This is a genomic window from Parviterribacter multiflagellatus (genome assembly GCF_056863265.1).
This window is the reverse complement of record NZ_JBXPIZ010000003.1, coordinates 374,726-390,567: the sequence shown is the minus strand read 5'-3', so window position 1 is coordinate 390,567 and position 15,842 is coordinate 374,726. Positions and strand designations below refer to the sequence as shown.

Sequence of the window (15,842 nt, the reverse complement as noted above, 5' to 3'; positions counted from 1 at the left end):
CGTTACCGATTCGCTGAGCCGCGTCACAGCCGCCCCCGTGTCCGCACCGCCCGCGCCTCGGCGAACCGCGCCCGGGCGCGGAAGCGCGTCTGCCCCACCCCGTAGCCCAGCAGCGCGATCGCGATCACGGCGCCGATCCCGACCGGCACGACCGGCGGTCCGGCGTCCGGCTCGTACTTGGCGAACGCGCTCTGCGTCTCGATCGCCTCCTCGTCCTCGCGCTGCTCCTTGGTCGCCGTCTGCGCCACGGGCTGGACGACCGTCACCGGCGCCGTGCCGCTGGGCGGGATCGGCTGGGCGAGCGGGATCAGCGGCGGGACGATGACCGGCGGGGCGACCGCTTGCGACGGCGGCGTGAGGAACTGCGGCTGGAGCGGCTCCGGCGTGTGCGGCGTCTCGGGCGTCGGCTCCGGCGCCGGCGGGGTCGGCACCGGCGGCGGGGGCGGCGGCGGGATGGCCTCCGCCGGCTCGTCCTCGGTCGGCGTCGCCTCGGGCGGGAGCGGCTTGTCCACGCCGGGCGGCGTCGTGGTGTCCGTCTCCGGGGGCGGGAACTCCGACGGATCGCGCGGCACCGTGCCGCACGGCCGCAGGACGCTGCCCGGCCGCACGGTGACCGTCGTCGAGTACGAGAGCCCGCCCGCCTCGACGGTGATCGTGGTCGTGCCCTCGTTGAACGCGCACATCAGGCCGGACGTCGCGTCGGCGATCGGCTTGTCCGTGGCCGGGTCGAGCAGCGGGCGCCGCGGGTTGGTCGAGTTCGGGTCCTGCCTGACGAAGTCCGCCACCGTGGGCTTCGACGAGGTGAAGCGGACCTCGGGGGTGAGCCGGTCGCCGCAGCCGCCGCCCTCGCACGGCCCCGTGGGAAGGGCGACGTACGGGCTCGAGCCCTGGAGGTTCGCGGTGCCGTTGGCGAGGTCGACCTCCCACCGGTCGCCGGCGCGCGGGCGCCGCCCCAGCCCCTGGAACAGGGCGGGCTGGCTGCGGTCGAGCAGGCGGCCGTCCACCGCCTCGATGGCGAGGTCCTCGATCACGGGGATGAGGCGCGGCCGGACCGGCGGGCGGCCGCCCCCGCGGGGAACCCGGCCGACCTCGAGGAGCACGAAGCCCGGGCTCGAGTACTGGTTCGGGTCGACCTGGGCCCGGTAGCCCAGCGTGCCGGTGGCGATGGCGGGCACGCCGTCCGCCGCGCCGGGCGGGACCGAGCCGATGCGCGACGCCTCGTTGCCGTCGTAGAGGTACGCCGCGACGTTGCGGCGGCGCAGCAGGTCGGCGACCGCCGGTCCGTCCTGCGCCGCGCCCGCGCCGGGCGCGAGCCCGCGGCTGCCCACGACGACCGCGGGGACGCGGGCGGTCTGGGCCTCGGCCAGGACGCGGTCCAGCCACGCGAGCTGCCCGCCCTCCGGGCGCCGGTCGGGGTTGCCCGACGCGTCCCCCGCCGCGAGCGAGCCGCCGGCGTTGTCGATCACGACGACCCGCACCGTGCCCTCGGGCCCGCGCGAGTCGAACGCGTACGACGTGCGCGCGCCGGTCGCCGGCTGGTCGGGGAGCGGGGTCACCGCGACGCCCGCGCGCGGGGACGGCGCCGCCGCCCCGCCCAGCGGCTGCGGGAGGCCGTTGAGCGCCTGCGCCCACGACGCCGCGCCGCCGGTGAGCTCGCCCTCCGACGCGGCGCTGTAGGTGGGCAGCGCGCCGCCGCCGGAGAGCAGGGCCGCGTAGCGTTGGAGCTCGGGCAGTGCCTGGGTCGCGCTCACCGCGCCGGGCCGGATGCGCCCACCGGTGGAGAGGAACGCCCGCGGCCCGCCGTCGCGGCCCGCGAGGCCCGCCGAGACCGAGAGCGCCGTGGCGAGCAGGCGGTCGGGCAGCAGGCCGAACGCCTCCAGCTGCGCGCAGTCCTGCTGGCACTGCGGATGGCCGCCCGCCACGAGGGTCATCGCGCCGGACGTCAGCGGCACCCCGGTGGCCCGCGCGCCGGGGGCCGCGGGCAGCTCGCCGCTCGCGGCGTAGCGGCCGACGTAGGCGGTCACGGCCTCGCTGTTCTGGCTGAAGCCGCGGCCCGCGCTGTCGGTGGCGTTGGCCGCGCCGCCGACGAGCCATCCGTCGCCGGCCGGGTTCAGCGCCATCGCGAGCACCGGGTCGCTCTTGTACGGCTTGTCGTGCGTCGGCGACCGGACCGCCGTGCGCTGCTCGTCGCGCCAGCCGGCGGCCGTCTCGCGCAGGACGTAGCCCTCGGGCGCGAGCCCCGCGCTCGGCGTCAGCGGCTGCGGCGCGCCCGGGACCGGGATCGGGAGCGTCTCGCTGTCGCCCGGGTGGAGGTCCGCGTCGGCGGCGGCGACGACCGCGCGCACCCGGCCACCGTCGCGGAACGGCGCCGCCACGACGGCGGTGAGGCGGCTCAGCGGCTGGTCGGTCGCGCGCCAGGCCGCGCCCACCCCGTCGCGCGTGATCACGATCTCCCGCCCGGCCGCGACCGCGCCGCCGTCGGGCAGGCCGGCGACGGTCCGCAGGCCCGCGCCGCCGAGCGCCGACGCGTCCGTGTCGACGCGCCACCCGGAGCCGTCGTTGACGAGCAGCCACGCCTGCTTGTCGCTGCGCGCGACCGCCAGCGCCTGGCTGCCGGCGAACGCGATGGACGTGATGTCCGGGTCGTGCCCGAGCTGGCCCTGGCCGCGCAGCTCGGCGGGCAGCGGCTCGGGCTCCCACGACTTGCCGTAGGCGAGGATGACGCCGTCGCGCCCGACCGCGTACCCGCGCTCCGGGTCGCCGGGCTGGAACGCGATGCCGGTGAGCTGCCCGACGAAGTCGTACGGCGCGCCCGGGTCGGGCTCCCACAGGCCGGTCGCGGCCCGCCAGCGCCACATCGCGCCGTCCTCGCCGACCGCGTGCGCCCGGCTGGGGGCCGGCCATGCGACGCCGCGCAGGTCGGCGCTGGAGACGCCGCTCGAGCCCTGCAGGAACTCGGTGTCCCAGCCCTGCCCGGGCGTGTAGCGCACGACCGCGCCGCCGAGCCCGACCGCGAGCGCCCCGCTGGACAGCTCCCCGACCGGCTTGCCGGGCGCGGTCGCGATGGCGGTCAGCGGACGGCGGACGGACAGCGGCCACGCCGAGGTGCGCACCGGCTGCGGCGCCGCGCGCGTGACGTGCTGGTCGCCCATCCAGCCCTCGTCCGGGGACGCGAACGTCGCCGCCGCGGAGCCCACAGGAAGCTGCCGGCGCGTGAAGGCGTCGCCCTCCAGCACGGCGCGGCCGACGCCCTCGGCGAGCGTCGTCAGCACCCGCCGGCGCCCGCCGGGCCCGTCCCAGGCGAACGACCGCGTGGTCTCCGTGAACCCGATGCCGAAGCCGTGGTCGCAGAGGGACGTCCCGGTGTCGCACCACGTCTCGACCGACCCGTCGGCCGCGACGTGCACGGTGGCGTCCCAGCGCCGGACGTCGGTGAGGACCTGCGCGTCGAGCCACACGCCGTCGCCCGCGGCGGTGGCGGCGGCCGCGGCCGTCCGGCCCGGGCGGCTCTCGATGTCCAGCACGGCGGCGCTCTGCCCGTCGAAGAACGGGTGCGCCAGATCGCGGTAGCGCCACCTCGGCGTGCCGCCGTCGGTGACGCGCTCGAACAGGACCAGGCCGCGGTCGGCGGCGTCGGCGGCGTCCGCGAGCAGCCAGGCGTGGCCGTCGGCCGCGGAGATCGACCGGATCTCGAGCCGCTCACGCGACCCGGCGAGCGTCTCGGCGGCGCTGCAGCCGGCCGGCGGGGTCCCGGCCGCATCGGCGGCGACGCAGACCGGCTCGCGCGTCCAGCCGCCGGCGGCCGCCGGGTCCTTGCCGTCGAACCGCGCGACGGCGTCGGTCCGCGTGCGCCCTGACACCGGCACATACGCGACCGTCGCGTCGCCCTCGGCGAGCGCGGCGACGAGCGTGGACGACAGCTGCTCGGCGGGGACGCTTCCCGCCGCGGGCAGCAGGACGTCCGGGCCCGGGGCCGCGACCGCCGTCAGGCGCCCGCCGGGCGGCCGGTGCAGGAGCGAGACGGTCGGCCCCGAGCGCGCCATGAGCGCGAGCCCGCCCTCCGGCGTCGAGCCGGCGAGCACCCCGCTGAACGCCCCGTCGTACGGCGTGCCCGCCGCGTCGACGGCCGTGTCGATCCAGCGCCAGCCCTCCGCCTGCGTGTAGCGCATCAGCGCCACCGGCGCCGGCTCGAGCGTGCGCCCGTCGGCCACGACGCGGTGCTTCAGCTCGCCGATCCCCCACGCCTCCTGCGGGTCGCCGGTGCGCCCGCGCGGGGCCGAGACCAGCAGGCCGGCGGCCCGGACGGCGCCGAGCTCGGCCTCGACGCGCACCGGCCCGCCCTCCTGACCGTCCGCGCGGTCGCCGCCGCCCGTCAGCAGGACGCCGACCGCGCCGCAGAGCCCGAGCACGGTGGCGAGGCCGACGGCTCTGCGCCGGCGGATGGTCGCGCGGCTGACGCTCATCGCGTGGTCACGACGTCGTCGGGGCTGGCCGCGGGCGCGTCGCCGCCGCCGTCGTCGTCGGCGCACGGCACGACGACCGCCTTGGGCTTCGGACCGCGGACGTCGAGCTCGATCTTCGTCGGCCAGCGGCGGGTGCTCAGGCGGACGCTCAGCGTCCGTGCGCCCTTGCGCAGGCGGCGGAGCTTCGTCTTCGCCACCACGCGCGTGCCGCGCTTGGCGACCAGGCGAACGCGCGCCGTCGTGGTGAGCCGGAACGACACCACGAGCTTCGTGCGGTCGCGGACGCGGCGCTTGACGTTCGAGTACCGCGCGGGCGTGCGCCGGCAGACACGCTCGGGCGCGGCCTGCGGCGGCTCGGCCGGTGGCTGCACCTCGAGCGGCGGCGGCGCGAACTTCGCCGAGTCGTCCTCGGGCGGGTTGTCCGGGATGAACGCCTCGGCGCCCTCGTCGGGGCGGAAGGTGATGAGGTTGGCGAACGCCGGATCGACGTCGAGCGCGTAGCTCCCACCGCCCAGGCGGAAGAAGAAGCCCTGGTCGGTCACCGCCCAGCAGTCGCTGGCCGTCGGGCAGGCGATCTGCATCGCGTTCCCGCGCAGGAGGCCGTCGCGCCCGAGGACCGTGACGCGCCGCAGCTGCGTCCCGGACGATCCGTCCGCGTCGAGGAAGACGAGCTCCGTCGGCCGGGGCTGCGAGTCCGGGTGGTTGCGATCCGGCGCGCGCAGGACGCCCCACGCCGTGTCGGTCCCCGGCACCGGCGCGACCTGCGTGATCGCCAGGTCGGTCGGGGCCGTGCCCGTCCACGTCGTCAGCTCCCGCCACGTGCCGGCGCTGAGGACGGCGGCATACGGCGGACGCCGCGCGAACCCGCCGCTGGACGCGGGTCCGGACGCGGCGCCGCCGCCAACCGCCCAGAGCGAGGTCCCGTCGCTCTCGAGGTCGCGCAGCTCGGTGGCGTTCTCCGACAGGCCCGGAAGCGCCGCCGGGCGGAACGCGTCCACGTTGACGAAGCTCGTCCCGTCGAAGCGGTGCAGCAGGCGCGGGTAGCCGGTCTCCGGCTCGGCGAGCACCGGGGGCTCGCGCCTCTCGGGCGCGCTGCCGACGAGCGTGCTCTCGTAGAGCGTGCCCTGGTGGTGCTCCAGCGCGCTGATGCCGCGCCCCTGCCGCCCGTGCACCTGGGTCAGCTGGGCGCCGTCCCAGTGGAGGTGGAAGGCGCCGACGCCGCGCGCGTCGTTGACGGCCTCGCCGGCGAACCAGCAGTCGTTCGGGCCGTTGCACTCGGCGGCGTACATCCGCCGGTGCGGCGCGGCCGCCGTGTCCGGCGTGCTGTACGAGCCGACCACCTCGCCGTCCTTGACGTGGCACAGGCCGCCGGAGCGGCCGAGGCGGACCGCCTGGCTGATCACCCAGAGCTCGGTCGGGCCGGCCCACGCGACGCGTGAGCCCTGCGTCACGTTGGGGTCGATGCCGCAGACCGTGGCGAGCTGCCGCCACGCGGCCCCGTCGAACACGAAGATCCCGGCGCTGTAGGCGTTCGTCGCCGTGGTGGTGAGCACGCCGCGGTTGGGCGCCCAGAACTCGAGGTCGCCGGCGAACCCGACCGGCGCCGTGACCCGGGCGCCCGGCGGGGTCGGGTTCGGGACCTCCTGCCACGTCTGCGCGGTGGCGGGCCCAGCGGCCGCGAGCGTGAGCAGGGCGCCGCAGACCGCGGCGCGCAGGGTCGTCGTGCGCCTCATGACCCGCTCCCCGCTGCTCGGGCCTGGCTGCCGGCGAGCGTGTAGGTCCGGGTCACCTTCGTCGCGGCGCCGCGCGCCGGCTTGAACGTCACCGACAGCTGGACCTTCAGCGTGTAGGGCCGCCGGCGCAGGAGCGCGCGCGCACGGCGGCCGGCGGGAACGCGGATCGTCACGGACGACGCGCGGCGCGGACGCAGCCGCGCGCTCCCGACGGCGACCTTCTTCTTGCGCCGGGTCGCTTTCGCGGAGGCCGAGAGCGTCCCGGCCGCGGGCACGCGGACGCGGAGGGAGACGCTCAAGTCCTTGTTGACGCGCAGCGCGCCGAAGATCGGGAAGCGCGCGGGCGGCGAGGTGACCGGCCGCGCGATCTCCGCGAGCCCGGCGCCGCCGAGCGTCGGCGGCAGCACGGGCGGGACGGGCGGCGGCGGCGCCGGAGCGCGCCGCACGAGCACGATGTCGTGCATGTCGTTGCCGTCGCCGGCGAACAGGTTGTTGTCCTCGGTCTGCAGGGCGACGGCCGAGCCGTCCGCCGACGGGGCGACGAGCCCCACGCCCGTGCGCACGTCGCTGCCTGCGGGGCTCCGCGTGATGCGCTCGACGCTCTCGGCGGCGAGGTCGATGAGGTAGGCGTTGGCCGGGTTCCCGCCCGGGCTGAGCGGGATGTCGCCGACCGGCCGGAGGCCGGGGAAGATCGTCTGCGAGGTGCGGATCGCGATGTGCCGGCCGTCTCCGCTCAGGGCGGCGGTGTCGATGCCGCCGCCCGCCGGGTACGTGAGCAGCAGGCGGGTGCCCGCCTTGCGCGTGACGCCGGGGCGCATGTCGGCGACGAACAGCTCGTGGCTCCGGATGTCGGTCACATCGGTCCGGCTCCGGATCCCGGCGCTCGACGTGTACACCACGGTCTGGCCGTCGTCGCTCACGCTCGGCCCCCCGAACATCGACGCGTTGTAGTGGCCGGGGCTGTCGAACGTCTCGACCAGACGCAGCGGCCCGTAGCACGGTCCCATCCGGCCCACGGCACCGGGGTCGAAGAGCGCTGTGCGGTCGCACTCCGGGTCGTCGAGGTCGCTGGCGCCCGTGATGCGCCGAGCCGGACCGGGGTCGCCGACCGTGCGCCAGAGCATGTGCGTCTCCGCCTCGTCCTCGCCCTGGAGGAACGGCGTCTGCTCGCTCGCGTCACCGCCGGTCCACACCACGACGGCGCCGTTGCCGCTCAGGGCGACGGTGAGCGGGCGCTCGGTCCCGGTGATCGGGCCCCCGTCGGCCCTGCGCCGCGTGACGAGCGTCGTGGAGCGCCGGTCGAGGTCGCGGACGAGGATCTGGTTCGCCGGGGTCGTGACGGCGCCGCCGTCGAGGACGTTCGAGACGGCGCGGGTCACGAAGGCGACGCGCCGGCCGTCGTTGCTGAGCGCGTTCGGGTACACGGCGCTGCCCGGCTCGCTCGTGTAGGCCGGCGCGCGGTCGCGCGCGTCGATCGACGACGCGAGCTCGTACGCCGTCGCCGGGTCGCTGAGCGGCCGCGTCATGTCGCGGACGTAGACGTCGGACGCCGTGTTGCGGTCGGTGTCGAGGAGCGCCTGCGGGGTCGCGAACGCGATCCGGCGTCCGTCGGCGCTGACCGACGCGTTGAGGGCCGGGTCGGCGGCTACGACGACGTCGTTCGCGCGGTTGCCGTCGCCGTCGTCGCGCTTGCGACCCGGCGGCGCGACGAGCGCCAGCGCACCGGTCGTGGTGTCGCAGCGCATCAGGCCGCCCGAGTGGTACTGGTCGGGCTGTGCCGGACGGCCGAGCAGGTTGCTGGCGCTCGTCCAGAACACGACGTACCGCCCGTCGTCGGAGATCGCGGGCGACTGGGAGCCGCTCGATCCGAGCTCGGCGCTGCCGGGCGCCGCCAGCGCGCAGTTCGTCGCCGACACCGGCACGCCGCCCGGCCCGAAGGCCGCGGCGGCGGTGCCGGTGGCGACGGCCCCGCTCGAGACCGTCAGGGCGGCGGCGACCGTGGTCGCCGCCGCTGTTGCCCGACGAGGCGCCACAGGCCCTACCGGCGAAGCGTGACCGAGGCCGCCGAGCGCTCAGCCGCGCCGCCGCCCGTCGGGGTGAGCTGCGCGCTGATCGACGCCGCCACCTTCCGGCCCTTGCGCCGGACCGCCGCGCGGCCCGCCTTGGTGAGCTTCAGCTGCACCACGACCTTGCCCGCGCGCCGGACCGTGACCGTCCCGGTGGCGAGCGTCGCGCCCTTGCGGACCGAGCCGACCTTCTTGGTCGCCTTCACGGTGATCGTGAGCTTGCCGGCCTTCCCGACCGTCACCTGCAGCGCGAGGCGCGAGCCGGAGATCTTGGTCGTCCGCGCGATCGTGACGACGTCCTTCGGCTGCGGCTGCGGCTGCGGCCCCGGCTCGGGCTTCGGCGCGGGCGGGTTCGGGTTGGGGCTGGGATTCGGGTTCGGGTTCGGATCGCCGCCGGGCGGGCGGTTGTCCGGCGGCGGGTTGTCGACGGGCAGCTTCTTCACGGTCACCGCGGAGCTGGTCGCCGGGACGCCCGCGCCTCCCTGGTTCGACGCGATCACGCGACACGTCAGCTGCTGGCCGCCGAGCGCGGCCGTGAGCTCGAGCTTGTCGCCGGTCGCGCCCGCGACGGGCTGACCGTCCGCCAGCCACTGGCGGGCGTACGAGATCGGCGCGTTGCTCCAGGAGCCGACGGTGCACTCGACGGTCTTGCCGACGGTCGCGTCGCCGACGATCTCCGGTGCGACCTCGTTCGCGGGCGGCTCCAGCTCGACGTCCACCGCGGCCGACACGTCCGACGTGGCGTCCCCGGCCGCGTTGGACGCGGTCGCCCGGCACGCGACCTTCTTCCAGGCGTCGTCCGGCGTCAGCGTGTAGGTGTCGTTCACAGCGCCGGCGATGGGCTGTCCGTCGCGGAGCCACGTGTACGTGATGTCGAACGGCGCCGTGCCCGACAGGTCCTCGACAGCGCAGGTCAGCGTCCGCGGGACGATCGGTTCGCCGTCGATGATCGGCGATGCACCCCACGAAGGCTGCTGCGCGTCGTCGAACGCCACGAGTCCCTGCGCCGGGGCACCCGCGATGAGGCGGGGGGAGAACGTCTCGCCCATACCGGCGAAGACCTGGCCAGCGGACCCGAAGCTGATGGCGTGGCTGGCGAACACGGTGCTCGACGGAGCCGTGTAGCCGACCGGCCGCCAGTTGGTCCGGTTCCCCGTGGCGCCGTCGTACGACGTCAGCCCGACTCCGAGCGCGTACACGTCGCCGTCCGGGCCGACAGCGACCTCGTACGTCTCCTCGTCCCGGTCGCCGGCGTTCCAGCCCGCAAGCGCCTGCCCATCGGTGGCAGAGACCGCCGCGAGGTTCTCGCGGACCTGGCCACCGATCTCCGTGAAGACGCCTCCCACGAAGACCCGGGCGCCATCGACGGCGACCGACGTCGCCCATGCCTGAGCCGGCGCCGGGCGCGACGGGCCGGGGTTCCACCCTTCGACGGTCGCGGTGGCGCTCGTCGTGACCGCTGCGAGACCGCGGCGCGTCTGACCGCCGAGCTCCGAGAACTGCCCGGCCACGTAGAGGCGGCTCTCGTCGGCGCTGAGCGTGACGTCCGAGACGGCGCCGGCGTTGTCCGTGTCCGCCGTCCACGCCGTCGCGTCGCCGTCGGCGTCGATCGCGGCCAGCGTCTTGCGCGTCGCCGCGTTCTCGCCGATCGTCCAGAACAAGCCGCCGACGTAGAGCGTGCCGTCCGCCTTCGCCGCGAGCGCGTGGACCCAGTTGTCGGGCGCGGGATCGAAGTCCGCCACCAGGGCGCCGCTCGTCAGGTCGAACGCCGCCAGGTAGGAACGCGGCTCGCCCGCGACCTCGTAGAAGTCGCCGCCGAGGTAGAGCCGGTCGCCGTGCGCCTCGAAGTCGAAGACCTTCGTCTCGCTCGGGAGAGCGGGACCCCAATCGGTCAGGGCGTCATCGTCGAGGTCGATCGCGGCAAGACCGGCACGAGAGACGGCGTTGACGGACTGGAAGATGCCGCTCGCCACGATCTTGCCGCCGACGAGGGCGGCGAGATCGTCCACGCCACCGGTGTTGATGCCGGCCTTGAACGCCGTCTGCAGCGCGCCCGTCGCGCGCGACACCCGCGACAGCCTGCCGAACTCCGAGTTGGAGGCCGTCGTGGTGAACCCGCCGCCGAGGTACACCCCGTCGTTCGTCGCGAGGACCGCCGACGGAGGGTTGTCCACGTTGGGGAGGAACGTCGGCACGAGGGTCCCCGAATCCGGGTTGAGCGCTGCCACGTGCGAGCGGGAGCCGCCGCCGATCTGCGTGAAGCCGCCGACGACGTACACGCGCGGACCGTCCCCGGCGATGTCGACGGCGTCGAGGTCATCGACCGCCCCACCAGCGGGAGCCGGGCTGAACGCCGTGACGAGCGCACCCGTGGACGAGCTGACCGCGGCGAGCCTCGCGCGTGCCGTCTCGTCGATCCCCGTGAAGCGTCCGCCGACGTAGACCACGCCGTTCAGCACGTCGAGCGCGTCGACCGCGCCGCCGGTGACGCCCGGGTCGAACGCGTCCGGCTTGGCCGACGCGTAGTCGAGGCGGGCGAGCGACTGGCGGGTCTCACCGCCGGCCCCGCCGAAGGAGCCGCCGACGTAGAGGCCGTCCGCGGTGGCCAGCAGGGCGTTCACCGAGGGCGTGCCCGAACCGGCCGTGAGCTTGGCGTCGAAGGGCTCGAGCACGCCCGTGTCCGCGTCGAGGGCCGCGAGGCTCGTGCGGTCGGAGCCGCGGGCCTTCGTGAACTGCCCGCCGACGTACAGGACGTCCCCGCGAAGCGCGAGGTCCGTCACCTTCCCGCCAGGGCCGCTCACCTTCAGGCTGCGGAAGTCCGGGTCGGTCGTGCCGTCCGCGAGCACGTGGACCACGGACTCCTGGCGCCGATCGGTTCCCGCGGCGTCGAACTCGCCCGCCGCGTAGTACCCGCCGTCTCCGTCCGCCACGACGGCCGTCACGCGTGACGGCAGGGCCGCCGGGTGCGACACGCCCGACCAGCGTCGCGACAGCACGTCGCGCCCGCGCTCAGCGGCACCGCTCGCCGGCGCGAACACGGCAGCCGGACCGGTGACGTACGACGCCGCGAGGAAGTCGCCGCCGACGTACAGCGTGTCGCCGACGCGCTCCGTCGCCGTCACGCCGGTCGGGCCCCAGAAGGCCCAGCGCCCCGTCGGGTTCGACGCCGGATCGGCGCTGGCCGCCGCGGGCGCGGCCAGGCAGATCGTCGCGGTGGCGGCCACGGCCGCTCGCCGGATGAGTGATCGCACGCTGGACAAGCTCCTTGAGAAGGCAGACACGGACGCGAGCACGGCAGCGCAGCTCGCGAGAGCGGCTACCGTAAACGACCCCCGCAGCGCACGTAAACATCGATGCCAAGATCTTCACACCCATGCTCGTTCCTCTTCCGCGTTCGTCACCGTTTGTTCACGAGCGCGGACGAGACGATCGCGCAGCATGGCCGGATGCCGAGCCCGCGCCTCACCGCCGCTATCGCGTTCGTCGCGTTCGCGGTGCCCACCCTGCTGACGCCGTCCGTCGCGCGCGCACACGTGGAGCCGGCGCAGCTGCTCGACGGGCCAAGCGGGGACGTGCTGGACCTCGGCGGCGTCGCGCTCGCGGAGGACGGCACCGGTGGGGCGGTGTTCCGGCGGCTCGAAGCCGGCGCGCCGCACGTCTTCGTGGCCCGGTTCGCCGGCGGCCGCTGGCTGCCCGCCCAGCGCGTCGACCAGGGACCAGACCCGGCGCATGGGTTCGACGCGTACAACCCGCGGATCGCCGCCGCGCCCGGCGGTCGGCTCGTGGTGGCGTGGATGCAGGAGGCAGGGGCGCAGGACCGGCTGTACGCGGCGCGGCTGCCGCGCGGGCGCGGCGGGTTCCTGCCGCCCCAGCTGATCGACCAGGCCGTCGGCGACGGGCAGGCGATCACGCCGTCGATCGCGCTCAACGCCGGCGGGGCGGGGCTCATGACGTACCGGGTCGTGACTGCGACGCCGAACACCGACGTCCGGATCCTTCCCGGGTTCGTCCGCGGCGACATCCGGCTCGCGCGGTTCGACGGCGCCCGCTGGTCGCGTCTGGGGCTGCCCGCGAACCGCAACCGGGCGCAGCCGCTGCGCGAGCCCACGGCAGCGAACGCGCCACGGGTCGGCGTCGACTCCTCCGGCAACGGCATCGTCGCCTGGCAGGAGCCCGACGAGCACCAGTACGACCGGGTGTGGGCCCGCCGCGTCTTCGGGTCGCGCACGGGCGCGACGCTGACGGTCAGCCCGACGACCACCGCGAGCGGCGCGCCGCTGCGGTCGCCGGCCGACGGCTTCGACCTCGCGGTCGGGCCGTTCGGCCGCGGCACGATCGCGCTCCGCCAGGAGGCCTTCCCGGCCGCCGGCCTGCCGGCACCGCAGATGCTCGTCAGCGAGATCCCCGAGACGACGGCGCCCGAGTCGGCGAAGTTCACGGCCGCGAAGCCCGTGCGCACCGGTGCGGTCGGGGCGCCGGACGTCGATCTCGCCGGCAGCGAGTCGGTGGCCGGCGTCGACGAGGGGAGCACGGCGCTCCTCCTACGGGGGAGCGAGACCGGGAGCTGGGCCGCCGGGCTCGGCCTCGGCGCGGGGAGCGCGGAGCCGCGCACGCAGGTCGTGGGCGGGGCGAACGGCCGCAGCGTCGCGGCCTGGCGCAGCGACGACGGTGGAGGGCGCGTCGTGGTCCGCGAGCACGACGGCACGGAGACCGGGCCTGCCGTGCCGCTCGCGGGACCGGCGGGTGGTCCCATCGCCGAGCTCGACGCCGCCGGCAGCGGGCGCGGCGACGCGCTCGTCGCCTGGATCCAGGGCGGTGACGGAGGACGCCAGGTCGTCGGCGCCCTGGTCGATGCGCCGCCGGTCCCGTTCACGCTCGACCTCCCGCCGGACTGGACCAGGGTGCGCTCGCCCGTGCTCGAGTGGTCGCCGGCGCGCGACTCCTACGGCCCCGTCACGTACACCGTGCGGGTCGGCGGACGCACCGTCGGCCGGACGACCTCGACCAGCCGCCGCCTCGCGGAAGGCGCACTGCGCGACGGCAAGCACGCCGTGACGGTCACGGCGACCGACCGGTTCGGGCAGACCGTGGAGACCGCGAGCCAGGACTACCTCCTCGACCGCACCCCGCCCCGGGCGCGGGTCTCGCGGAAGGGGCGCGAGGTCGTCGTGCGCATCGACGACGGCAAGGCCGGGACGCGCTCGGGCCCCGCCGAGGAGGGATCGACGGTGCAGTGGGGCGACGGCCGGGAGAGCGACTCGGTGTCGGACTCGGCGTCGCACACCTACCGGCGGGGCGGCCGCTATCGCGTCACGGTCCGCGCGGTCGACGCCGCCGGGAACGTCGCGCGCGAGACGCTGCAGGTCGTCGCGCCAGGCGCTCGACGCTGAGCGCCAACGCGCCAACTCATCGCGCCGCGGGCCGTCGATCGAGCGTTGCCGAACCGTGAAGATCGGCAACTCGCTCGACCGCGACTGAGATCTACACCCGACCGGAGTGTTTACGTCCTGTCACCGGCGCACGTGACGTGAACACGCATCACAGCCGCGTAACTGGTGGCCCTGCTGACGAGCCGTAGCGTCCGCCGCGTTCGACCAACCACCTCCCAGGAGCGGGAGAAAGGAGTGGTTCCCTTGCGGAACTTCAAGTCGCGGTGTGCCACCGCGATCATCGGCGGTGCCATCGGCATCGCCGCCCTGGCGCCGGCCAGCGCGTCGGCCCAGGTGGGCTGCAGCATCACGGGCCCGGACCAGATCGACGGCATCGGCGCGACGTTCCAGGCCGACGCGCAGACGGGCTGGGGCGCGATCGTCAACACGACGAACCCGCAGCCGGTTCCGCCGGCCGCGGTGTCGCCCAGCAGTGTCTCCGGCGCCGTCCAGGCCCAGTCCGGCTGCAGCAACCTCTCGGTGTCGTACGCGTCCCTCGGCTCGGGTGCGGGCCGCACGGCGTTCGGCGCCAACGGCGGTGCCAACGCGGGCGTCCGCAACTTCAACTACGAGTACGGCGGCACCGACGAGGCGCCGACCCAGACGCAGATCGATCAGGCGAACCTCGGCGCCGACCAGGCCGCGGGCGGCTCGGGCGCCAACGGCGACGGCGTCCTCCACACGATCCCGGTCGCGGCCTCCGCGATCGCGGTCGACGTCCAGCTGCCGTCCGGCTGCTCGGTCTCGGCGGCCAACCGCCGTCTGAGCGGCGCGGCGATCGAGGGCGCCTTCGCGGGCTCCACCTCGTACGACACCTGGGGCGAGCTGTTCCCGACCATCACCGCCAGCTGCGCCGGGCGTCCGTTCGCCAAGGTCGTCCGCTCGGACAACTCGGGCACGACCGCGCAGTTCAAGGGCTACCTGAACATCTACTCCAGCGGCACGCCCTGGACGACGATCGGCAACACGACGTGGCCGACCGCTGTGACGGCGGCGCCGGGCAACGGCGGCGTCGCGGCGGCCCTCCTGGCCACGGCCAGCGCTGACGGCGGCATCGCCTACACCGACCTGGCCACCGCCCGCAACAACGGGTTCGGCCACGACGGCACGGCCACCGACCCGACGTTCTGGGTCGGCGTCCAGCGCCCGAACGGCGGCGCGCAGAACGTCAGCCCGGCCGTCAGCAACAGCCAGACCGGGACCAAGGGCGCGAACTGCACGAACGTCTCGTTCTCCAACACCCCGTCCGACACGACCCAGAGCTGGTCGTCCGTCAACGGCTACCAGACGCAGTTCGGCTACCCGATCTGCGCCCTGACGTACTCCCTGGCGTGGCAGGACTTCAGCGACGTCGGCTACACCGACGCGCAGGAGGCCCAGGCCACGGCCGACTTCCTCGAGTACGCCACCGACTCGGCCACAGGCCAGGCGCAGCTCGCCGCCCGCGACTACTCGCGGCTGTCGGCGGTCCTGCCGGCGAACGTGGCCACCAAGGCCGCGACCGGCGCCGGGACGATCGGCTTCTAGCCGCGCGCCACAGCACCGCAGGAACCGCAGGACCCGGGGCCGGGCGGAGCACTCCGCCCGGCCCCGGCCGCTGCGCGAGTTGTGAACATCTTGGTTCGCTCGGTCACAACACGCCGCGTCGGTGGCTCCCTGTCGTGAGGACGCTGTAGGCTTGCGTCAACATGAGCGCCGTCATCAACGACCTGCGCCTCGCGGCCGAGCGCCGGCTGCGCGAGCTGGACGAGCAGGCCCGCGAGATCGAGCTCGAGGCGGCGCATCTGCGCGGGGTCCTCCGGGCGCTCGAGACACCGACCGAGCCGGCCGGGACCGCGCCGCGCAAGCGGCCGGCGAAGCGCTCGACGTCCTCGTCGCGCGCGTCAACACCCGCGCGAGGGAAGAAGACGGCGCGGCGGGCGCCGCAGGGCGCCAACAAGCTCCGCATCCTCGAGACGGTCGCCGGCAACCCGGGCATCACCGCGGCTGCGGTGGCCCGCGCGATCGACCGGCCGCGCACCGTGATCGCGTCGACGATGACGCGCATGAAGAGCCGCGAGGGCCTGCTCGAGCCGCACGGCGACGGGGTCAGGCTCACCGACAGCGGGCGCGCCGAGCTCGAGCGCCTCGCCGCCGGCGCCGCAGCGTAGC

At 75.5% G+C, this 15,842-nt stretch carries 7 protein-coding genes; 3 read left to right on the top strand and 4 right to left on the bottom strand.

The genetic code is table 11. The features are described from left to right. Positions 1-23: 23 nt before the first annotated feature. From AC1UE5_RS08740 to AC1UE5_RS08725, 4 genes are read right to left on the bottom strand one after another with little or no spacing between them, the layout of a single operon-like run. Positions 24-4,463, bottom strand: coding sequence for a hypothetical protein (locus tag AC1UE5_RS08740; protein ID WP_482922196.1), 4,440 nt, complete (start codon positions 4,461-4,463; stop codon positions 24-26). Further along, positions 4,460-6,196: a hypothetical protein gene (locus AC1UE5_RS08735; protein ID WP_482922194.1), complete on the bottom strand. Its 1,737-nt coding sequence runs from the start codon at positions 6,194-6,196 to the stop codon at positions 4,460-4,462. Before AC1UE5_RS08735 ends, AC1UE5_RS08740 begins: the two co-directional genes overlap by 4 nt. Continuing rightward, positions 6,193-8,229, bottom strand: coding sequence for a hypothetical protein (locus AC1UE5_RS08730; RefSeq protein WP_482922192.1), 2,037 nt, complete (start codon positions 8,227-8,229; stop codon positions 6,193-6,195). The genes AC1UE5_RS08735 and AC1UE5_RS08730 overlap by 4 nt, the downstream gene beginning before the upstream one ends. 5 nt (positions 8,230-8,234) lie before the next feature. After that, entirely contained in the window at positions 8,235-11,513 is a 3,279-nt protein-coding gene (locus AC1UE5_RS08725; protein ID WP_482922190.1) for a hypothetical protein, read from the bottom strand. 195 nt (positions 11,514-11,708) lie between these two features. On the opposite strand from AC1UE5_RS08725, the gene AC1UE5_RS08720 reads away from it, so the two are divergent. The 3 genes from AC1UE5_RS08720 (at position 11,709) to AC1UE5_RS08710 (ending at position 15,841) form a co-directional block, all read left to right on the top strand. Then, a complete protein-coding gene (locus tag AC1UE5_RS08720; protein ID WP_482922188.1) occupies positions 11,709-13,652 on the top strand; it encodes a PKD domain-containing protein in 1,944 nt (647 codons plus the stop codon). 243 nt (positions 13,653-13,895) lie between these two features. Beyond that, positions 13,896-15,218: a substrate-binding domain-containing protein gene (locus AC1UE5_RS08715; RefSeq protein ID WP_482922186.1), complete on the top strand. Its 1,323-nt coding sequence runs from the start codon at positions 13,896-13,898 to the stop codon at positions 15,216-15,218. A 161-nt stretch (positions 15,219-15,379) separates the two neighbouring features. Continuing rightward, positions 15,380-15,841: a hypothetical protein gene (locus tag AC1UE5_RS08710; protein ID WP_482922184.1), complete on the top strand. Its 462-nt coding sequence runs from the start codon at positions 15,380-15,382 to the stop codon at positions 15,839-15,841. Position 15,842 lies beyond the last annotated feature (1 nt).

What these genes read in the sequence shown, in the direction of transcription:
- AC1UE5_RS08740 (WP_482922196.1), bottom strand. Translation starts at nt 4,463, where the DNA reads ATGAGCGTCAGCCGCGCGACCATCCGCCGGCGCAGAGCCGTCGGCCTC.
- AC1UE5_RS08735 (WP_482922194.1), bottom strand. Translation starts at nt 6,196, where the DNA reads ATGAGGCGCACGACGACCCTGCGCGCCGCGGTCTGCGGCGCCCTGCTC.
- AC1UE5_RS08720 (WP_482922188.1), top strand. Translation starts at nt 11,709, where the DNA reads ATGCCGAGCCCGCGCCTCACCGCCGCTATCGCGTTCGTCGCGTTCGCG.
- AC1UE5_RS08710 (WP_482922184.1), top strand. Translation starts at nt 15,380, where the DNA reads ATGAGCGCCGTCATCAACGACCTGCGCCTCGCGGCCGAGCGCCGGCTG.